We start from the raw sequence: 20,543 nt of genomic DNA on the forward strand, positions 1-20,543 counted from the left end.
TCCGAGGTGGTTTTGATATGCAACAGCTGCCGCTGGACGGAACCCCACGGCAGCTGTTGCGTGAAGCCAAAGGCCGGCAAGCCGGTCAATGACTCAAGGTCTTACAGTGCGCAGGAAACGCAGCCTTCAACCTCGGTGCCTTCCAGCGCGAGCTGGCGAAGGCGGATGTAGTACAGGCTCTTGATGCCCTTGCGCCATGCGTAGATCTGAGCCTTGTTGATGTCACGAGTGGTGACGGTGTCCTTGAAGAACAAGGTCAACGACAGGCCCTGGTCCACGTGCTGGGTTGCCGCAGCGTAGGTGTCAATGATCTTCTCGTAGCCGATTTCGTAAGCGTCTTCGTAGAAGTCGATGTTCTCGTTGTTCATGTAAGGAGCCGGGTAGTAAACGCGGCCGATCTTACCTTCCTTGCGGATCTCGATCTTCGCTGCGACCGGGTGGATCGAGGAAGTCGAATTGTTGATGTACGAGATCGAACCGGTAGGAGGTACTGCCTGCAGGTTCTGGTTGTAGATGCCGTGCTCCATAACCGAAGCCTTCAGCGTCTTCCAATCTTCCTGGGTAGGAATATGCATGCCGTCGAACAGTTCGCGAACACGTTCGGTTGCTGGAACCCATTCCTGATCGGTGTACTTGTCGAAGAACTCACCCGACGCGTACTTCGAGTTCTCGAAGTTATCGAAGGTCTCACCACGCTCCATGGCGATCTTGTTCGATGCGGTCAGCGCATGGAACAGAATCGTGTAGAAGTAGATGTTGGTGAAGTCGATGCCTTCTTCGGAACCGTAGTAGATGTGCTCACGAGCGAGGAAGCCGTGCAGGTTCATCTGGCCCAGGCCGATAGCGTGCGACTTACGGTTGCCATCAGCAATCGAAGGTACCGAAGCGATGTAGGACATGTCCGAAACTGCGCTCAACGCGCGGATGGCGATATCGACTGAAGTAGCCAGATCCTTGCCGTCCATGGCCTTGGCGATATTCATCGAACCGAGGTTGCAGGAGATGTCCTTGCCGACGGTCTTGTAGCTCAAGTCATCGGAGAACTCGGAGGCCGAGGACACCTGGAGGATTTCCGAGCACAGGTTCGACATGGTGATGCGGCCAGCAATTGGGTTGGCCTTGTTCACGGTGTCTTCGAACATGATGTACGGGTAACCGGACTCGAACTGGATCTCTGCCAAGGTCTGGAAGAATTCGCGTGCGCTGATCTTGGTCTTCTTGATCCGCGCGTCATCGACCATGTCATAGTACTTCTCGGTGACGGAGATTTCGCTGAACGGTACGCCGTAGACGCGTTCAACGTCGTACGGGCTGAACAGGTACATGTCTTCGTTCTTGCGAGCAAGTTCGAAGGTGACATCCGGAATGACAACACCCAGGGACAGGGTCTTGATACGGATCTTCTCGTCAGCGTTTTCACGCTTGGTATCCAAGAAGCGGTAAATGTCTGGGTGGTGTGCGTTCAGGTAAACGGCACCGGCACCCTGACGTGCACCGAGCTGGTTTGCGTAGGAGAAGGAATCTTCAAGAAGCTTCATCACTGGGATGACGCCGGAGGACTGGTTCTCGATCTGCTTGATCGGAGCACCGTGCTCGCGCAGGTTGGTCAACGACAGCGCAACGCCACCGCCGCGCTTGGAAAGCTGCAGCGAGGAGTTTACGGCGCGGGCAATCGACTCCATGTTGTCTTCAATGCGAAGCAGGAAGCAGGAGACGAGCTCGCCGCGCTGAGCCTTGCCGGCGTTCAAGAACGTTGGAGTTGCAGGCTGGAAACGGCCTTCGATGATCTCATCGACCAGGTGCAGAGCCAGCTTTTCATCGCCACGTGCCAGGTGCAGTGCAACCATGCACACGCGGTCTTCGTAGCGTTCCAGGTAGCGCTTACCATCGAAGGTCTTCAAGGTGTACGAGGTGTAGAACTTGAAAGCGCCCAAGAAGGTTTCAAAACGGAACTTCTTGCCGAAGGCGTGCTTGAACAGATCACGGATGAAGTTCATCGAGTACTGGTCGAGGGTTTCACGCTCGTAGTACTCGTGCTTCACCAGGTATTCAAGCTTCTCATCGAGATCATGGAAGAACACGGTGTTGTTGTTCACGTGATCCAAGAAGTATTGGCGGGCAGCATAGCGGTCCACCTCAAACTGAATCTTTCCATCTGGACCGTAAAGGTTCAGCATGGCGTTCAGATCGTTGTAGCTCAAGCCCTGGAACTGGGCTGGAAGCTCCTTTGAGCTCTTCATCGTTGCTGCCGGTTCTGCGACGCTGGTGTCCAAAAGGTTTCAAGCCCTTCTTTGACTTTGAGAACATCGTCCGAGGTTCCCATGAGTTCGAATTTATAGAGGACGGGTACGTTGCATTTCTGCGCAATGCGTTTTGCCGCAATGCAGTAGTACGCGCCGAAGTTTGTATTCCCCGCACCGATCACTCCGCGAAGATTTTCTCGGTTCTGCTCGACCTGCAGGAATTTCATGATCTGCGGCAGGATCGAGCGCTTGCCATGCTCTCCTCCATACGTGGGTATGAGCAAGACATACGGTGCGGTTGAGATCAGTTGCGGCTCGGTCGCGAAGACCGGGATCCGAGCCACATCCATCTCAAGTTTGCCCACGAACCTCTTGGTGTTCTCCGAAACCGAAGAGAAATAAATCAGCTTCGAATCGGTGAACTGCACCGGGTTCTGGGCCTCAGCATTTGGCCTGTCGGCAAGCGCTGTAGGTGGCATTACTTTTCGCCTCCACTGCAAGCGAGCGGATGGAGTTTTTACTAGTTGGCTGGAGCCAGCAGTTCGATCTTGTCTGGGCGGAAGCCCGACCAGTGATCGTCATCGGTGATTACGACAGGTGCCTGCATGTAGCCCAAGCCTCGAACGTGCTCCAGTGCTGCCGCATCCTGAGAGATGTCTACCTTGTTGTACTCGACACCCTTCTTATCCAGCGCGCGGTAAGTAGCGTTGCACTGAACGCAGGAAGGCTTCGTGTAAACCGTGATGGCCATGTCCCTGATCCCCTTTGGAAAGTCTTTGTTTCGGCTAGGTTCCCGGTTTTTCCGAAATCTCCTAGCCATCCTCTCGGATGCCTCAAAACCACTGTTCGAGGTGCTTCTGGTGCGAGCCGCACCAACGGGTTCAATACTACATCTTGTGTTTGGCCGGTCAAGCGGCCACAACATGATGTATTACAAGTATGTCATTCATCCACTGGGACGTCCACAGGATCTGTGGATATTAACCCCCGTTTAAACCGCGATTTCTCGCGGACTGGCGACCTTTGTCCACAGGTTGGCAGAAGTCGCTTGTGGGTTAAAAATTCTTCTTGTGAGATGTTCGTCGGCGTGTTCTGCACCCTTCATCTAGTTCCGGGTACACGGCGTGCACCACTACATGTAGTGTCCGCCCACGAACAGACAGTTTGGGAACGGCAGGACCGCTTGTGGAGAACGCAGACAGCGAGCAGCCGGTAAATCACCAGCTGCTCGTGGCTGCTAAGCCCAAGTGGCGCCCAGAGGCTCTTAGGCCGGGTAGCTACGGGCTCCGAAGATACCTTGGCCAACACGAACCACAGTGGCTCCCTCGGCGATGGCCAGCTCGTAATCGCCACTCATCCCCATGGACAGGTGCTGGAAGCCCGCAGGAGCATCCTGCTGCAACCGGTCACGAGTTTCGCGCAGCAAGGAGAAGCTGGCACGAACAGCGGCCTGGTCCGTGGTGTTTGCAGCCATCGTCATCAGGCCCACCGGCGTCAAGCGATCCAACGGCGCCAGGGAACCGAGCAGGTTGGCAGCGTCGGCCGCTTCAATGCCGGACTTGCTTTCTTCCCCCGAGGTATTGACCTGGATGAAGACTTCCAGTGTCCTGTCTTCCAATTCCAAACGCCGCTGCAAGGTCTCGGCGAGTTTCAACGAGTCCAAAGCATGGAACTCGTCGGCGAACTTCGCCACGAACTTCGCCTTATTGGTCTGCAACGGTCCGATAATGGCATAGCGCAGGTGCGGGAACTGCTCGATAAAGTGCTCGTACTTATCCTGGGCTTCCTGGACCTTGTTCTCCCCCAGCGTCTCTACGCCGGCAGCAATCGCCAACGCCAGGCGATCGGTGTCAATGGTCTTGGTGACCGGAAGAAGCCGAACCGAGTGCCGATCGCGGCCGGCCACCTCAGCAGCCGCAGCGATCTTCTGGTTGACCGCAGCCAGATTGCGGGTGAAATCTTCGGTGGTGGCCGCATGCGCTGCGGCAGGTTGCGAAGTCAAAGCGCCAACTTTCTTGATGTCACAAAATTGTTGCTGGTGCCAATGGCACCAGCAACAAGCATAGGCATAAAAGAACTAGAACATTTGCCGCCAATTGGTTTTCGCCAGATCCAGCAGCTCATCACCGCGCCCGGAGAGCACAGTACGAATGGCATACAGGGCAAAGCCCTTGGCCTGTTCCATCTTGATTTCAGGCGGCATGGACATCTCCTGCCGGTCAGTGACCACATCCAGCAGTGCCGGCCCGTCGTGCGCCAGGAATTCTTGGACAGTGGCTTCAAGCTGCGCCGAGTCATCCACGCGGTAGCCCTTGAGCCCCGAAGCCGTCGCTACCGCGCCGAAGTCCGGGTTGTGCAAATCGGTGGCATAGGTGACGAACCCGGCAGCCTTCATTTCCAGCTCGACGAAGTTCAGCGAGGAGTTGTTGAAGACCACGATCTTGATCGGCAGCTTGTTCTGCGTGGCGGTGAGCAGTTCACCGAGCATCATCGCCAATCCGCCGTCCCCGGCAAAGGCAATGACCTGCCGCTGCCGGTCGATCGCCTGGGCTCCCAGGGCATGGCATAGTGCGTTGGCCATCGAACCGTGGTTGAAGGAACCGAGCACCCGGCGCTTGCCTGTCATGGTCAGGTAGCGTGCGGCCCAAATCACCGGCGAGCCGACATCGGCAGTGAAAATCGCATCCTCGGCGGCGTACTGGTCGATCAGCCGGGCCAGGTACTGCGGGTGGATGGCTGCCCCGGGCTTGGAAGGCGTAGCCAGTTCATCGAGCTTGGTGCGCGTCTTGCGGTAGTGCTCCACCGCGGTCTCCAGGTGCTTGCGCCGGGTCTGCACCGGCAGCAAGGCGGTCAGCGCCGCGGCCGTGTCCTTCACGGTGCCCACCAGCGGAATATCCACCCGGGTGCGCTTGCCGATCTGCTCCCCGCGGATATCCACCTGGATGATGGTGGCGTCTTGCGGGTAGAACTGCTGGTACGGGAAGTCGGTGCCCAGCATCAGCAGCACATCGCACTCGGCGATCGCCTTGGCGCCGGAAGCGAAGCCCAGCAGCCCGGTCATGCCAACATCGAAGGGGTTGTCGTATTCGATGTGCTCCTTGCCGCGCATCGCGTGCACGATCGGTGCGCCGAGCTTGTCGGCCAGCGCAATCACCTCATCGTGGGCCCCGGCGACCCCGGCACCTGCCAGGATGGTGATCTTGCGCGATCCTTCCAGGATTTCGGCGGTGCGCTCAAGCTCTTCTTCATTAGGCAGCACGCGCGGGTTGGTTTTGGTGATCTTCTGCGTCGGCGTGCGTTCCATCTCGGCCAGGGCCACATCCCCGGAAATCACCAGCACGGCCACCCCGCGCTTCTCGATGGCCTCGCGCATCGCAATGCGCAGCATCCGCGGCATCTGCTTGGGATCGGAGACCTGTTCGGCATAGACCGAGCAGCCACGGAAGACTTCCACCGGGTGGGTCTCCTGGAAGTAGTTGGAGCCGATCTCCTCGGTAGGGATATGCGCGGCGATGGCCAGCACCGGAACGCGCGAACGGTTCGCATCGTACAGGCCGTTGATCAGATGCAGGTTGCCCGGGCCGCAGGAACCCACGCAGACGGTCAGCTCCCCGGTAATTTCAGCTTCGGCGGCCGCCGCAAACGCAGCGGCTTCCTCGTGGCGGTGGTGGACCCATTCGATCCGCCCGTTCTCCCGCAAGGAATCGGTCAAGCCGTTCAGCGAGTCCCCCGGGATGCCGTAGATTCGGCGCACTCCCTGGGTATCGAGCTGTTCAATCAGGTGGTCGGCTACGGTAGGCAAAACATTCCTCCTGCACACAATATTCCAGTGGGTCTACTGTTCACCCTACTGCGTCATTCCCCCATGTGCCATGCATTTTTGACACTTCGCAGGGTTCTTCGGCCCACACCAGCACGTGGTGCGAAGAACACCGGCAAGCCGACGCCTAATTATCCCTGCAGGCTACGTGGCGAACCCCGGCCAGTAGTGCGAATCGGGCAGGGCCCGCGCCCCGAAAATCCCCTGGCCCACACGCACCACGGTTGCCCCTTCGGCAATGGCCAGCTCGAAGTCACCGCTCATCCCCATGGACAGTTCTTCCACGTTGCCCAGGTCCAGTTCGCGCAGCTCTTGGCGCACGGCAACCAGCTTCCGGAAGCACGCGCGCACCAGTTCCTGCTCGGGAGAAAATACCGCCAGGGTCATCAGCCCTTTGACCTGCAGCCGTTCGAAGACCTGCAGCTGCTTGAGGAATCCAGCCGCCTGCGCCGGTTGGATCCCGAACTTGGATTCTTCACCGGAGGTGTTGACCTGGATGAAGACCGGCAAGATCCGGTCCTCGACCTCCAGCCGGCGCTCCAAAGCCTGGGCCTGGCGCAGATTATCCAGCGCCTGGAACTCATCGGCGAAGCGGGCCACATACTTGGCCTTATTGGTCTGCAAGTGCCCGATCACCGAGTACTTCAGCTGCGGCACATCCGCCAGCTGCTGGGATTTCTCCCACGCTTCTTGCACCTTGTTCTCACCCAGCCAGCTGACCCCGGCCTCAATGGCCAGGCGCAACCGCTGCGCCGGAACAGTCTTGGTCACCGGCAGCAGCCGTACGCTGCCAGCCCGCCGGCCAGCAGCAGTTTCAGCCGCGGCGATCCGCGCCCGGACAGAGGCGAGGTTGGCCGCGAAATCGGCCCGGGTCCGCGCATGCGCTGCGGCTGGATTCTGGTTCATCAGCACTCCTTCATCGATCCCATCCTAGGCACGAACCTGCGCGCATTGGATAGGCTGGAAGCTGCAGCACCAAAGACCAAGGAGTAACAATGCCCGAACCGCGCCGCATGGCCAACACCACCGAACTGGCCGCCGGAGAAACCAGCGGCGCAATCTGGAAGCTGGAACCGGAGCAACGCGATCTGGATGCCAATGTCATTTCGCTGGCACCCGGAGAAGAAATCGGGGCGCACCAAGGGCCGGAACTCGATGTGCTGCTGCATGTCTTCGCCGGCTCAGGCACGCTGCATACCGCCAGCGGCAACATCGACCTGGCCATCGGCGACATCATCTACCTGCCAGCCAGGTCCCAGCGCCACTTCATCGCCGGCGCGGAAGGCCTGGGCTACTTCTCGGTGCACCAGCGCAAGAAGCGCACCGGGCTGATGCCCACCCTGCGCAGCAGCTAGTCCCAGAGCCCGGTCTGCAAGAAGTGCTCCAGCTGGGCGGTATGCGGAGCCAAATCCAGGCCCTGCTCGGTGACCCACTGCTGGTTGTAATAGGTGTTCGCGTAGCGCTCGCCGGAGTCGCAGATCAGCGTTACCACCGAGCCCTGCTGCCCGCGTTCGAGCATCTGCGCGATGATCCCGAACGCCGCATACAGGTTGGTTCCGGTGGAGCCGCCGGCAAAGTAGCGGGTTTTGGCGCGCAGCAAATGCATGGCCGCCAGCGAGGCCGCATCCGGCACCTGCACCATGTGGTCGATCACCCCGGGCACGAAGCTGGGCTCCACGCTGGGCCTGCCGATCCCCTCGATGCGCGAACCCTTCCCCGTGGCGTACCCCATGTTTCCCGTGCGCCATCCCTCATAGAAGGAGGATCCTTCTGGGTCGCCCACGCAGATCTTGGTCTCATGGCGCTTGTAGCGGGCGTAGCGCCCGAAGGTGGCGCTGGTGCCGCCGGTTCCTGCACCGATCACGATCCAGCTGGGGATCGGGTGGGCTTCGGCGGCCATCTGCGCGTACACCGACTCGGCAATGTTGTTATTCCCCCGCCAGTCCGTGGCCCGCTCGGCGTAGGTGAACTGGTCCAGGTAGTAGCCGCCGCTTTCTGCCGCCAGCGCGCGGGCCGCCTCATCGACCTGGCCGGCCGCATCCACCAGGTGGCAGCGCCCGGCGTAGAACTCGATCAGCTCGATCTTCTCGATGCTCGTGGTTTTGGGGACCACGGCGATGAAATCCAGCCCCAGCATCCGCGCGAAGTACGCTTCGGAAACGGCCGTGGACCCGCTGGAGGCCTCCACCAGCGTAGTGCCCTCGGCGATCTTCCCGTTGACCAGCCCGTAGAGAATCAGCGAGCGCGCCAGCCGGTGCTTGAGCGAGCCGGTGGGGTGCACCGATTCGTCCTTCAAGTAGAGCTCGATCCCCCAGTGGCTGGGAAGTTCGAAGCGATGCAGGTGGGTGTCGGCGCTGCGGTTCGCGTCAGCGTCGAGCAGGGAAATGGCACGGCGTACCCAAAGATCTGTCATGGCTCCACTCTAACCGTGGCGGACCTATTTAGTCCCTGCGTCCGTGGTAACTTCAGAATCGTGAAACGTAGGCTGGTTACCGGCGCTTATGCCGCCTTCATCTTGCTCGGTTTGGGCTGGGCCGGATGGGCCGCGCTCTCGACTGCCGGGCTGGAAACGATTGCCGGCGGGTGGCTGGGCCCGGATGCCACCGTCACCTCGGTACCGCGCTTGGGGCAGCTGCCCTGGTTCGCGCTGATGATCGCAGTCGCGTTCTATGCGATCTGGCAGGCCGTCGCCGCGCAGCGCGGGATGCTGCACCGGTCGCTGCGCCCCTGGGTGCTGGCCGCGGTGCTGTGCAATGCCCTGTGGGTGTCGTTCTTGGAGCGCGACCGCATCGGCGCCTCGCTGGCCTTCGGCATCATGCTGCTGGCGGTACTGGTGCGCGTCGTGGTGATGATCGCCAAAAGCCAGTTGCTGCAACAGGTGGACCGATGGATCACCCGTGCCAGCTTCGGGCTGTTCACCGGGTGGCTCTCGGTCATCGTGCTGGTCGAAGCCGTGGCCTTCTGCGCAGTTTCCGGAGCCGATTCCAGCACGCTGATGTTCAAGGGCGCTTGCGCGCTGGCCGTGCTGCTGCTGGCCTTGTTCTTGTGCGCCATGAGCTTCAAGAACCCGCTGGGCATCTACCTCAACGCCGGAGCCCTGTGGGTGATCAGTGCAATCATCGTGGACCGCTATACCGGACACGCCAACTCCCCGGCATTTGCCACGGTGCTTTCGGTGGCCGCAGTGCTGATGTGCGCGTGCCTGTTCAGCGCAGTGCGCACCCGGATCCGTGCGCTGCTGGCCCGCCGCGATTCCCAGCTTCCTCCCAGTTCGCAGTGAGCGCAATAGCAGGTTCTTGAGCGCCCACCTCGCTCTGGCTAGGCTGGGGGTTGAGACCTCAAGGTCCATCAGACTCAAGGTCCATCAGAGAGGAACAACATGTCGAAGACTGCCAAGAGCTTGAAGCAAGTTGAAAAGTCGCTGGCGAAACTCGCCAAGACTGCCAAGGAAGAGCTCCCCAAGGAAATCCGTGGCGGCTGGAATGAAGCCGTCTCGGGTGTGAATACCGATGCGATCAGCAAGGCCGGAGCCAACCTGATTGAAAACGTGGGAGGAAACTCCAAGGCCGCCAAGCGTGCCCGCGCCTCCGTGGAAAGCGCCGTGCAGGCCGCGCAGAAGAACCTGGCCTCCCAGGACAAGAAGTCCTGCAAGAGCGGGAAGTTCCTGCTCATCTCGCTGGTCCTGGCCGCAGTTGCCGCGGTCGTGATTTCGCAGAAGAAAAACTAGCTGACCGGCAAGGCGCGGCACCCAACTGGGTGCCGCGCCTTTGTTGCATTCCGGGTCCCGCCGGCTACTTCGTCCGGGTTCGCGCGGACTTGATGGCCGCAGCTGCACCGAGCAGGGCGATCACCGCACCCACCGGAATCAGCCACAGGCTTCTGGCACCGGTCTCGGCCAGATCCTTATCTGGCTTCGCCTGCCGGTCGATATCCGAGATGGCCTGCGGCTCGATCGGCGCCGAGGGTTGCGGTGCGTGCGGCTGTCCGGATTCCTCGGCGTCCTTGCCGGATTCTGCTTCCGAGTTTTCGCTGGGCGCAGGTTCTGCACTCGGCTTATCCTCTGGTTCCTCTTCCGGCGCCGGGGTTGGTGCGGCAAGGTCGAAGAGCTCAGCTGCCGCGCCGAGGTTCGCGAACACGGTTTCGCCACTGGCCTCATCCACCGCATCGTTATCGGTCACCACGTGGACCTGGCCGCCGGCCACAGCAAGCCCCTCCAGTTTTTCCTGGGTCCACCCGTTGGTTTCGCGCAGCACCGGCAGCACATCGACGGCCAGTTCCTTGCCAACCAGCGGCACCTCGCGCTCACTGCCTGCCGGAAGCGCGAACTGGTATACCGCCTTGCGCTTGGCCTTCGGGCCCGCCTGGTTATCGCGTTCGATCACCGCGTAGGTGCCATCGGGCAGCGCGGTAATTTCCGACAGCCCGTTCCATGCACCATCTTCGGCCGCTTCAAGCTGGTAGCCGTACCAGTTGAACTGGCCGGTGTCCGGCAGATACCGGCCCACGCGCACAAAGTCCTCGCCGGGCAGTTCACGCTGCAAGGCGAAGACTACTTCTTCCTGCGCTCCGCTTGCGCGCACGGCGACACCTTCCAGGCCGTGCTTGCCCAGCTGGTCGACTCCTGGCAGCGCGATTTCTTCTTGCACTGCACCGGCGGAGTCGATGCGCACCAGGAGGTTCTCTGCGCCGGTCTCCCCCTCATGGGCAGCCCAGAAACCGCCCTCGGCACGTGCGGCAATGCCTTCCAGATCCAGTTCGACGCTGGCTCCGGTCACCGGCATCGAGGATTCCACCACGCCGCCCTCGGTGCGCAGCGTGTAGATCCGCGGCGCGTAGGCGTTGTCGCTGACGGCAAAGAGCCGCGAATCATCAGCGGGGTTGGCCGACAGGCCGCTCAGCGCACCAAAGGGCACCGGATCCGCGTCGTCCGAGGACAGCTGCGGGAATTGCGCCTCGTCGGCGCCGAAGGAGTACAGGGCTAGCGTGGAACGCACCTCGCCCTCATCGGTTTCCGAGGAGATGGCCAGCAGGTTGCGTTCGGGGATCGGCAAGATGCCTTCCGGGCCGTTGGTGGTCGGCAGCACCTGCACGAAGCGCGGCGCCGATGGGTCGCTCAAATCGTAGACGGCCACGAAGTTGCCGCGTTCGGAGGCCACGAAACCGTAGTCCACGCCGTCGAATTCGGCGATGGCCAGCCCTTCAGGCTCGACACCCTTCTTGCCGGAGCGATGCTCCGGGTACAACCCGTGGGACAGCGCGAGCTGCTCGAAGCTGTTCCCGGCATCCCACACCACCTTTCCGGTGGCCGCATCGAAGATGCTGAACCCGCGGCTGCCGCCCTTCCAGTCCCCTTCATTGGCGGTAGCCAGGTAGCCTTCGCCCAGCCAGCTGATGGCATCGGGCTCGCGGGGAATCTGCGACAGCGATCCGCTGGGGTCAAGCACTCCGTCTTTTTCGGTGTCGATCCCTTCCAGATCCACGGCCCCGGTGCCAAAGGCGCTGGTGATCTTCCCTTCAGCCAGGTCGATCAGCACCACGCCGTTGTTTTCCTGCAAGGTGACCGCCAGCTGGTTCGCGGCGTTGATGCTCACGTATTCGGGTTCGGGGTCTTGCGGGGTGTCCAGCCCTGCACCTTCCAGCATCGGCAGTGCAACAGGTGCGGTGCGGGTTCCGGCGCTCAGCGGCACCTCGCGCAGTGTCCAGCCTGCAGGCTCCGCGCCGTCCAGGTTCATGATGGCGATCGATCCGGCCGGGGCCTGCGGCAATCCGCCGTCCCCAGCATCCTCGTCGCGCTCATTTTCAATGGCGATGCCGGCATAGGCGCCGTCAGCGGAGATCGCGATGGAATCGGGCTGGCCGGGCAAATCGAAACTGTGCACCAGCGTGCGATCGGCGATGCGCACTACGTCCACCCGACCGGAGGGATCGCTGTAGCTGGCCGAGGTGTTGACCACGACGAACACGTACTGCTCGTAGGCGGCCACGCTGGTTGGCTCATCCTCGGCGCTGCCCAGCTGGTGCAGCCCCAGCAGGCCCAGGCCCTGCGGCTGCGCTGGGTCGGAAATGTCCAGGAAGCCGATGCTGCGCGAGAGGGCGTCGGAGTAGATCAGCGTGTTGCCGTCGGCCGACACGGTGGAAATCTCGGCAGCGGTGGTGGCGGCCGCGCCGTCTGGATGGTTCTGGTAGACCGGGTAGGTGGCCACCCGTTCGAAGTATTCTCCCGAGTCTGCGATGGCTGCGGCCGGCGTCAGGCTCGCGGCGATGGCTGCGGCCAGGAATGCCGCACCTTTGATGGATTTGCGATGCACGTTCTTCTCCCTGCTGGATGATGACTCCCCCCACAGTTCCAGCATCATCTGGCCAAAAGGTTAACGCCGGGCAACGGCTTAGGGCGGCCGGACGTTACCCATCCCAGTCGGCCAGCGGCGGCAGGCTTCTGGCATCGACTTGAAGCGTGGCAATGATCCAGTCGTGGTCGAAGTCCGTGCCCGCCGGCACATGCACGGTGTCCTGCACGAGTACTTCGTCGGCAAGCCCTGAGCTTCCGGCCTGCCCAGCACGCACCCGGTCCCGATACTGGATGCGCGCAACACGTGCGGGCACTGCGGCCACCGGCACCCCGGTGCACTCAAAGGTGCCATGGTCATCGAGCTCGAAGGTAATCGCCCCTCGTGAATTGCGCACCTGGGCCAGCTGCCAGCGCACCTGATCGCCTACCGAAAATCCCTCGTGGCAGCAGGCATGCAGCCCTCCGTAGATTTCGACCCTGATCAGCATGTTCGACAATCTACCCGATAGGATGATCTGGTGGCCCATATTGACGTGACAGACATCCAGTACTTCCTCTCCGACGGCACCCAGCTGCTGGGCGGGGTGAGCTTCAAGGTCACCGCCGGTTCCAAGACCGCGCTGATCGGACCCAACGGCACCGGCAAGACAACGCTGTTCAAGATCATCTCCGGGGACCTGAAAGCCGATGAGGGGTCGATCAACCGCACCGGCAGCCTGGGAATCATGCGCCAGTTCGTCGGCCAGGTGCGCGATGATTCCACGGTGAAGGACCTGCTGCTGTCCACCGCGGCCCCGCAACTGGCCCAGGCCGCGGCGAAGGTCGCCAAGTATGAAGCGGCGATGGCCACCAGCGAGGACGAGAAAGTCCACATGCGCTACGCCGAAGCGATCATCGAATGGGGCGATGCCGGCGGCTACGAGCTGGAAACCACCTGGGACAAGGTCTGCATGGCCGCCCTGGGCATCGAATTCGACGCCGCCTCCACCCGGCTGGCCCGCACCCTCTCCGGCGGCGAGCAGAAACGCCTGGTGCTCGAAGCCCTCTTCGAGGGCAATGACGAACTGCTGCTGCTGGATGAGCCGGATAACTACCTGGATGTCCCGGGCAAGCGCTGGCTCGAAGAGAAGATGCGCCTCTCGCCCAAGACCGTGCTGTTCATCAGCCACGACCGCGAGCTGCTGAACAATGCCGCCACCCGCATCGTCACCCTGGAGCCGGGGCACGGCGGGGCGACCGCGTGGATCCACGGCGGTGCGTTCGACTCCTATGTGCAAGCCCGCCAAGAACGCAACGAGCGCTTCGAGGAGCTGCGCAAGCGCTGGGACGAAGAGCACGCCAAGCTCAAGGAACTGGTCAATATGTACAAGACCAAGGCCGCGTTCCGCTCCGATATGGCCAACCGCTACCACGCGGCGACCACCCGGCTGGAAAAGTTCCTTCAGGCCGGCCCTCCGCAGGCGATCCCGCTGGAGCAGAACGTGCAGATGCGGCTCAAGGGCGGGCGCACCGCCAAGCGCGCGGTCATCGCCGAGAAGCTGGAACTGGCCGGGCTGATGAAGCCCTTCAACGCCGAAATCTGGTTCGGCGACCGGGTGGGCGTGCTGGGCTCCAACGGGTCGGGCAAGTCGCACTTCCTGCGCCTGCTGGCCTCCGGCGGCACCGACCCCGAACGCGAGCACCTGCCGGTCTCCGACGTGGTGATCGCCCCGGTGGAACATGCCGGCACGGTGAAGCTCGGTGCGCGTATCCGCCCTGGCTACTTCGCCCAGACCCATACCCGGCCAGACCTCTTTGGCCGCACCCTGCTCGAAATCCTGCACCGCGGCGACGAGCACCGCTCCGGGATGCCGCGCGAGGCGGCGGCCGGTGCGCTGGATGGCTATGGCCTGGCCGCGCAGTCCGAGCAGAAGTTCGAATCGCTTTCCGGCGGCCAGCAGGCGCGCTTCCAGATCCTGCTGCTGCAGCTCTCCGGTGCCACCTTGCTGCTGCTCGATGAGCCCACCGATAACTTGGATCTGCATTCGGGCGAAGCGCTGGAACGGGCCATCGATGCCTTCGAAGGCACCGTGCTGGCGGTGACCCACGACCGCTGGTTCGCCCGCGGCTTCGACCGCTTCCTGGTCTTCGGCTCCGACGGCACCGTCTACGAGTCCGACGAGCCGGTCTGGGACGAGGCCCGGGTGCAGCGCAAGCGCTAGGCTGCCTCCTGCATGGAGCGCCAGGTGCTGCGGCTTTCCAGCAGCTGAATCCGGCGGCCGCGGCCAGCACGCAGAGGGCGGTCCAACCCGCAGCCGGCGACGTGGACCACCGCTCGTTCTGCGCGAACAGCGCCGGGATGGTGCTGCTCGGGATGCCGGCGCTGAGCATCAACCATGCGGTGGCCACGGGCACCTGGACCGGGCCGAGCCGGCGCAGCCCCAGCCCGTCGGAGAGGAACAGGCCCAGCCACATCAGCGCCCAGGCCAGCCAGATGACCGCGAACAGCGGGTCCGGGCCGATGGACAGCACGCTCTTGTAGAGCGCGATCGCGGCTACGAACGCGCTGAACTAGCCCAGCGCGGTCGGGTCGAAACCGAATAGGGTGTTGAACCCGACCAGCAGATAGGTCATCCCGAACAGGTAGCTGGGCCAGGTGGCATTGACCAGTGCGATGTCGCTGCCTGCCTGGCTGAGTATCAAGGTCGGCAACATGATCTGCAGCGCGCCGACCATCAGGTTGAGCACCGCCGCCGAACGGGCCGGAATCCGGCCCAGCCCCACCAGCGCATTCACACTCAGAATCAGTCCCACGAATACGAGCCCCACATGGGCCATCCCATCCTCCACTCGCGAAGGGCACCCACGCCTGGCCGGTCGCCCACTGAGCTCAGTTTCAGCGCAGCCGCCGGGCCTTGGCAAGTTCGCACCGGTTCATTACTCCACGAGCTTGCCTGCCTGCGATACCTCGGAAATCAGCGCGGCCACTTCTCCAGGCACCTCGGGGATCGGCTCACGGGTAATGCCCTCGGGCGACCAAATGAGGTTCACCTGCAGCTGCGGATCGGTGTGTGGATAGTCGCTGCGGTTATGGCAGCCGCGGGTTTCCCGGCGCTCCAACGCTGACTCCAAGGTGGCGCGCGCGGCCAGCACCGATGACTTCAGGTCGAAGGCGTGGCACAGATCCTGGTAGCCGGCGATGTCCGGGTGGATGCCCACCCGCGCCATCCGCGCTTCGACCTCTGCAAGCTTCTCCAGCCCCAGCTTCAGCCCCGCCTCCTCGCGCACGACTCCGGCGTGCTGGGTCATGATGTCGCGGATCGCCCGCTGCAGGGACCGGACATTTTCCTGCCCGTCGGCGGCCAGCAGCCGGTCCACTTCCCCGCGGGCCTTCTCGATGGCCGCCTGCGAACGGGGCTGGGAAGTGAGCGCACGCGAATACCGGGCAGCTCCCTGCCCGACGATCCGGCCGAAGACCAGCAGCTCGATCAGCGAATTTCCGCCCAGCCGATTAGCTCCATGCAGGCCCGAGGAGGCTTCGCCGATCGCGTACAGGCCCGGTACTTCGGTTACGTGGGTGAGCGGGTCCACCTGCACCCCGCCCATGGAATAGTGCGCCGTCGGGGCGATCTCGATCTTCTGCTTGGTAATGTCCAGCATCTGCTCCTCGAGCAGCGTCTGGTAGACCCGGGGCAGCCGTTCCATGATGGTGGCCCGGGGCAGGTGGGAGACATCCAGCCACACCCCGCCCTTGGCAGTGCCGCGCCCGGCCGCGATTTCGCTATAGGCGGCCAAGGCGACGCGGTCGCGGGTGGATAGTTCCATGCGCTGGGGATCGTAGCGCTCCATGAAGCGTTCGCCCAGGGCGTTGGTCAGGATCCCGCCTTCGCCGCGGGCCGCCTCGGAGACCAGGGTCCCGGCCACCGATTCGGGTTCGATGATGCCCGAGGGGTGGAATTGGACGAGCTCGGCATCGCGCAGCCGGGCACCGGCTTCCACGGCCAGGCGGAAGGCGTCGCCGGTGTTCTCGTCGCGCCGCGAGCTGCTGCGCCGCCAGATGCGGGTGTGGCCGCCGGCGGCCAGGATGACCGCGTCGGCATGGATCAGGTACCCGGTGCCATCGTTGACGTCGAAGCCGTAGGCGCCGAAGACCCGCCCCTCGGCTACCAGCAGCTTCGTGATGTAGACCGAGTCCAGGATAGGGACCTGCAGTTGCTGCGCCCGGCGGATCAGGGTGCGCTGGATTTCCAGCCCGGTGTAGTCCCCGGCGAAAGCTGTGCGGCGGAATTTGTGGGCGCCGAAGAAACGTTGGGAGATCCGGCCATCGGCTTCGCGGGCGAAGTTCATGCCGTATCGCTCCAAGTCCTCGATGCCGCGGGCAGCACCTTGGGCGACCACCTGGACAGTGCGCGGGTCGGCCAGGAAGTAGCTTTCCTTGATGGTGTCAGCGGCATGCTGCTGCCAGCTGTCCTCGGCATCCATCGTTCCCAGTGCTGCGTTGATGCCGCCGGCGGCCAGCGAGGTGTGTGCGTCGTGGCGCGGGCGCTTGCCTACGGCCAGCACGTCTGTTCCCGATTCTGCCAGTTCGATCGCCGCGCGCAAGCCGGAACCGCCGGTGCCGATGACCAGAACAGAGGTGGATATTTGCTGTTCATTTCTCATGTTTTCCAGCATCGACCCGTGCCCGGAATACGTCCAATGAATTATTAGCATGATGTTGATAGCAGTAGGCTATCTATCATGAATCTAGAGCAATTGCGCGGCTTCACCACCGTCGCCGAGGTGGGGGCACTTCACACGAGCTGCCGAGCAGCTGCATCTTGCCCAGCCATCGCTCAGCCGGCAGATCGCCACCTTGGAGCAGGAGCTGGGCTCCGAGCTGTTCCACCGGGCGCGCGGAAATATCACGCTCACCGCTGCCGGGCAGGCGTTGCTGCCCCGAGCCCGGCGGGTGCTGGCCGACGAAGAATCAATCCGCACCGAAATGGCAGATTTGGCTGGACTGCGACGCGGGAGGGTTCGCCTGGGTGCACCGCCGACCCTCTGCGTGTCGCTGGTCGCCGAAGCGCTAACCATCTTCCGCGCCCGCTACCCCGGGGTGCAGCTGCAGATTATCGAGGCAGGCTCGCACAGGCTGCTCGAACAACTCAGCGGCGGCGAGCTGGACCTGGCGCTCATCGTGACCTCGGAGCACGCGGTGAACGACAAGCACCTGGAGAACCTGCCCCTGCTCGAAGAGGAATTGGTGGTCATCGATTCGCTGGAGCACCCGCACCTGGCTGGCTCGGAGCTGGATCTGCGCGCCCTGGCCTCGGTGCCGCAGCTGGCCTTCTCGCACAGCTACGATCTGCGCGCCAGTACCGCCCTTGCCTACAAGAACGCCGGCCTGGCCCCGAATATCGTCGTGGAAGGCGGGGAAATGGATGCGGTGCTGCGCTTCGTGCAACGCGGGCTCGGCGTTGCCGTGGTTCCGGCGACGGTGGCCCTGGATGCACCGGGTGTGCGCTCCATTGCCTTGCCCGAACCACTGACCCGCACTATCGGACTGGCGCATCGGCGCGATGTCTCACTGACCCGCGCCGCGACTGCCATGGCGGCGCTGCTGGCAGACACTGCCGGGCAGCTGGCCTCCGGGAACGGGCAAATCAGTTCGCTAGCTTGATCCCCAGATATCCGGCCATCTCTTCGGCCAGCACCCCCAGCTGCAGCGCGCTGATCTGCGCTCCACGCAGGAATTCAATGCCCTGCACTTGCGCAGAATCCAGCCCTTCGACGTTCACTTCGCGCAGTTGCGCCCCGGTGCAGGTCAGCAGGCCGGTACGCGAATCCTCAAAGGCCACCCGCTGGATCCTGCCGCCCAGGTCGATCTCCTCGAACTGGCAGTTGCGGAAAACCACGTCGCGCACTATCGCGCCGGCAAGGTTCAACCAGCCGAATTTGCAGTTCTCGAACACCACGCCATCCAATTCGGCCTCGGCGAAGTCTGCTGACCCGAAGCGGCTGTGTTCCACCCGCACGTCGTTGAGGAACACTCCGGCACCGGCCAGGGCAGGCGACCCGGATTGTTCCAGTTCGCACTGGATCAGCCGGGCATTGCGCAACGACTGGATCTGCACGGAGCTGAACCTGCATTCTTCCAGCCGCGCGCCATCGGCTGCCAGCGGTTCGGCGAAATCCTTGAAGTGCAGCAGCTCGATGTAGTCATCGCCAAAGTCGCCCGGGTAGCCAGTGGCCAGGTCGGACAGGATGAAGCGGCGGATTTTGGGTTTCATGGTTCCTAGCGTCGGGTTGGTGAAAGGGTGGCGGCCACATCGTCCAGGGCCGGATCCAGATCCGGGTAGCGGAAGGTGTAGCCGGTGCGTTCCAGCACCGCTGGCAGCGCCCAGCGGGATTTGAGCAGCATTTCCGGTTCCACGCGGAGCACGAACATGGCTGGTTCCAGCATCCACCGGTAGGAAGGCAGCCCGAATTTGGCGCCGGCCACGCGGCGAAGCGATGCCATGAGGGCGCGGTTGGTTACCGGGTTCGGTGCGGCCAGATTCACCGGCCCGGAAATTTGCGGGTGCTCGATAATGTGCCAGATCGCTCCGAGCACATCCTCGACATGGATCCAGCTGAAAAGCTGGTTGCCGCCGCTGCGGTACCAGGTGCTGCGCTCCGGTCCGCTCGGGTCCGTGCCGATGCCGCGGTAGCGGCGGTGGGCCGGCCACCAGCTGTCGTGTTGCGCCCCGCCCAGGCCCCAGCGTGCGACGTTGAGCAATTTCGTGGTGGCAGGGCCATCGCCCAGCACGATCGCCATGCGCAGGGCGACCCGGCGCGTAGGAAGATCGCCGTTGAAGAATTCGCGCTCCCAGCTGCGTGCCACATCCACCGAGAAGCCTTCGCCGATCCGCCCATCTTCCTCGGTGTTCGGCGCATCCATGCTGTGCCGGTAGATGGTCGCGGTGGACGCGTTCAGCCACAGCTGCGGCGGGTTGGCCGCCCGGGACACCGCTTGATGCAGCACCCGGGTCGTTTCCACCCGCGAGGACAGGATTTCGTTGCGGGCCGCCTCGTGATAGCGGCAGCCGACATTCTTCCCGGCGAGATTCACCAGCAGCGCCGCACCATCAACCAGCGGACCCAGGTCCTCATCCCAGCTGGCATCGGCCTGCGAGGTTCGGCCGATGGTGGCCACCTGGTATCCGGCTTCGCGCAACCGCGCAACCAGCAGCCTGCCGATAAATCCGTTGGCCCCTGCAACCACTGCCCGGCGTACGCTCGCCATGGATCCCCCGCTAAAATTCGTCGATCACCAGTTTCTTCATGCTCAGCATATGCTCGAAAGCATCTGGACGTTCCATCAGCTCGCCCATGTTCTCTGGCACAATTTGCCAACTCACCCCGAATCTATCGGTCAGCCAGCCACAGGCTTCGGCTTCGGGCACGGCAGACAGGGCCTGCCAGATGCGGTCGATCTCCGCCTGGTCGGCACAGGGCCATTCCAAGGAGACTCCGGGGGTGAAACTGACGTCCTGCGGCACGGCCGAGTCCATGGCCGCCACGCAATCATCGCCGAGGGTGAATTGCGCGAACATCAGTGCTTCAGCGGTGGCGGACTCGGTGGCCTGGCCATAGGGGAAGGCGCTGTCGAGCTGCGCGCCCAGGACCTGCCCGTAGAATTCGATGGCTTCGGCGGCTCGGTTCTGCGCTTCTCCGCCGAACATCAGCGAAGGGATCACCGATTCGGCCACGGCCACCGGCTCATCGGATTCCATCAGCTGCCAAGAAACCCCGTACTTGTCGGTAACCCAGCCATAGCGGGCGCTGAACGGGTAGGAATCCAGCGGCATCAGCGCGCTGCCGCCTTCCATCAGGGCCGTCCAGGTGCTCTCCAGCGAGGCCCGGTCATCGGCGTTGAAGCACAAGATGATCGAGATCGAGGGATTCGGACTGAATTCACCGCCGGCGTTGATCATAGTGATTTTGGTTTCGCGCACCCACAGCGAGACGGTCAGCGCCTTGCCGGCGAAAGGCTGCTGGAAGTCCAACAGTCCTTCGGTGGGATAACGTGATTCAATTTCGGTGCGGGCCTGTGGCAGGGCGCTGGCATAGAACTGCCCGGCCTCCTCGGCGTTGCCCTGCATCCATAGGTTGACGGTGAGCTTTTGCATGAGTCCTCCTTGGCGGGATGATGCTCATATGCTACCGCCGCGGCTTCGCGGCCAACAGG

19 protein-coding genes and 1 pseudogene are annotated in these 20,543 nt (G+C 62.8%); 5 read left to right on the plus strand and 15 right to left on the minus strand.

Going from position 1 to position 20,543, the window contains the following annotated elements:
• Nucleotides 1-101: 101 nt before the first annotated feature.
• The 6 genes from nrdE to AARI_RS09750 all read right to left on the minus strand — a co-directional run bounded on the left by nrdE (nt 102) and on the right by AARI_RS09750 (nt 6,969).
• On the minus strand, nt 102-2,240 hold the full coding sequence (gene nrdE / locus AARI_RS09720) for a class 1b ribonucleoside-diphosphate reductase subunit alpha (protein WP_013349128.1): 2,139 nt from the start codon (nt 2,238-2,240) through the stop codon (nt 102-104).
• Nucleotides 2,237-2,722, minus strand: coding sequence for a class Ib ribonucleoside-diphosphate reductase assembly flavoprotein NrdI (nrdI, locus tag AARI_RS09725; protein WP_013349129.1), 486 nt, complete (start codon nt 2,720-2,722; stop codon nt 2,237-2,239). The genes nrdE and nrdI overlap by 4 nt, the downstream gene beginning before the upstream one ends.
• 41 nt (nt 2,723-2,763) lie before the next feature.
• Complete coding sequence (nrdH, locus tag AARI_RS09730; protein ID WP_013349130.1) at nt 2,764-2,994, minus strand: glutaredoxin-like protein NrdH; 231 nt, start codon at nt 2,992-2,994, stop codon at nt 2,764-2,766.
• Nucleotides 2,995-3,507: 513 nt separating this feature from the next.
• Entirely contained in the window at nt 3,508-4,245 is a 738-nt protein-coding gene (locus AARI_RS09740; protein ID WP_013349131.1) for a YggS family pyridoxal phosphate-dependent enzyme, read from the minus strand.
• A 75-nt stretch (nt 4,246-4,320) separates the two neighbouring features.
• Complete coding sequence (poxB, locus tag AARI_RS09745; protein ID WP_013349132.1) at nt 4,321-6,045, minus strand: ubiquinone-dependent pyruvate dehydrogenase; 1,725 nt, start codon at nt 6,043-6,045, stop codon at nt 4,321-4,323.
• A gap of 162 nt (nt 6,046-6,207) precedes the next feature.
• Nucleotides 6,208-6,969: a YggS family pyridoxal phosphate-dependent enzyme gene (locus AARI_RS09750; protein WP_013349133.1), complete on the minus strand. Its 762-nt coding sequence runs from the start codon at nt 6,967-6,969 to the stop codon at nt 6,208-6,210.
• Between the two features lie 89 nt (nt 6,970-7,058).
• Here AARI_RS09750 and AARI_RS09755 point away from each other — a divergent pair, with 89 nt between their 5' ends.
• A complete protein-coding gene (locus AARI_RS09755) occupies nt 7,059-7,418 on the plus strand; it encodes a hypothetical protein (protein ID WP_013349134.1) in 360 nt (119 codons plus the stop codon).
• Here the strand turns inward: AARI_RS09755 and AARI_RS09760 are convergent.
• Entirely contained in the window at nt 7,415-8,476 is a 1,062-nt protein-coding gene (locus AARI_RS09760) for a PLP-dependent cysteine synthase family protein (RefSeq protein WP_013349135.1), read from the minus strand. The two genes, AARI_RS09755 and AARI_RS09760, sit on opposite strands and share 4 nt — an antisense overlap.
• 60 nt (nt 8,477-8,536) lie before the next feature.
• Between AARI_RS09760 and AARI_RS09765 the strand changes: the two genes are divergently transcribed.
• Entirely contained in the window at nt 8,537-9,343 is an 807-nt protein-coding gene (locus AARI_RS09765; protein WP_013349136.1) for a hypothetical protein, read from the plus strand.
• A 99-nt stretch (nt 9,344-9,442) separates the two neighbouring features.
• Nucleotides 9,443-9,790 (plus strand): hypothetical protein, encoded by a 348-nt coding sequence (locus AARI_RS09770; RefSeq protein ID WP_013349137.1) that lies wholly within the window; start codon nt 9,443-9,445, stop codon nt 9,788-9,790.
• A gap of 64 nt (nt 9,791-9,854) precedes the next feature.
• Here AARI_RS09770 and AARI_RS09775 read toward each other — a convergent pair whose 3' ends face one another.
• Together AARI_RS09775 and AARI_RS09780 are read right to left on the minus strand one after the other, a co-directional pair.
• Nucleotides 9,855-12,371: an esterase-like activity of phytase family protein gene (locus AARI_RS09775; RefSeq protein WP_013349138.1), complete on the minus strand. Its 2,517-nt coding sequence runs from the start codon at nt 12,369-12,371 to the stop codon at nt 9,855-9,857.
• 94 nt (nt 12,372-12,465) lie between these two features.
• Complete coding sequence (locus AARI_RS09780; RefSeq protein WP_013349139.1) at nt 12,466-12,840, minus strand: hypothetical protein; 375 nt, start codon at nt 12,838-12,840, stop codon at nt 12,466-12,468.
• A 30-nt stretch (nt 12,841-12,870) separates the two neighbouring features.
• Between AARI_RS09780 and AARI_RS09785 the strand changes: the two genes are divergently transcribed.
• The gene (locus AARI_RS09785; RefSeq protein ID WP_013349140.1) at nt 12,871-14,553 is read left to right on the plus strand and encodes an ABC-F family ATP-binding cassette domain-containing protein; all 1,683 of its coding nucleotides are present in this window, start codon (nt 12,871-12,873) and stop codon (nt 14,551-14,553) included.
• Here the strand turns inward: AARI_RS09785 and AARI_RS19275 are convergent.
• The 3 genes and pseudogenes from AARI_RS19275 to AARI_RS09800 all read right to left on the minus strand — a co-directional run bounded on the left by AARI_RS19275 (nt 14,550) and on the right by AARI_RS09800 (nt 16,993).
• On the minus strand, nt 14,550-14,729 hold the full coding sequence (locus AARI_RS19275) for a hypothetical protein (RefSeq protein ID WP_041648801.1): 180 nt from the start codon (nt 14,727-14,729) through the stop codon (nt 14,550-14,552). The genes AARI_RS09785 and AARI_RS19275 overlap by 4 nt on opposite strands.
• 8 nt (nt 14,730-14,737) lie before the next feature.
• A pseudogene (locus AARI_RS20080) lies at nt 14,738-15,169 on the minus strand (AmiS/UreI family transporter); the annotation flags it as partial.
• Between the two features lie 99 nt (nt 15,170-15,268).
• A complete protein-coding gene (locus tag AARI_RS09800; protein ID WP_013349141.1) occupies nt 15,269-16,993 on the minus strand; it encodes an FAD-dependent oxidoreductase in 1,725 nt (574 codons plus the stop codon).
• Between the two features lie 151 nt (nt 16,994-17,144).
• Here AARI_RS09800 and AARI_RS09805 point away from each other — a divergent pair, with 151 nt between their 5' ends.
• On the plus strand, nt 17,145-17,993 hold the full coding sequence (locus tag AARI_RS09805; RefSeq protein WP_353744414.1) for a LysR family transcriptional regulator: 849 nt from the start codon (nt 17,145-17,147) through the stop codon (nt 17,991-17,993).
• Here AARI_RS09805 and AARI_RS18640 read toward each other — a convergent pair.
• From AARI_RS18640 to AARI_RS09820, 3 genes are read right to left on the minus strand one after another with little or no spacing between them, the layout of a single operon-like run.
• The gene (locus AARI_RS18640) at nt 17,977-18,603 is read right to left on the minus strand and encodes a pentapeptide repeat-containing protein (protein ID WP_049862623.1); all 627 of its coding nucleotides are present in this window, start codon (nt 18,601-18,603) and stop codon (nt 17,977-17,979) included. The genes AARI_RS09805 and AARI_RS18640 overlap by 17 nt on opposite strands.
• 5 nt (nt 18,604-18,608) lie before the next feature.
• The gene (locus AARI_RS09815; protein WP_013349145.1) at nt 18,609-19,598 is read right to left on the minus strand and encodes an epimerase; all 990 of its coding nucleotides are present in this window, start codon (nt 19,596-19,598) and stop codon (nt 18,609-18,611) included.
• Nucleotides 19,599-19,608: 10 nt separating this feature from the next.
• Entirely contained in the window at nt 19,609-20,484 is an 876-nt protein-coding gene (locus AARI_RS09820; RefSeq protein WP_013349146.1) for a VOC family protein, read from the minus strand.
• Between the last annotated feature and the right edge of the window lie 59 nt (nt 20,485-20,543).

It is taken from the genome of Glutamicibacter arilaitensis Re117 (genome assembly GCF_000197735.1).
Lineage (GTDB): Bacteria > Actinomycetota > Actinomycetes > Actinomycetales > Micrococcaceae > Glutamicibacter > Glutamicibacter arilaitensis.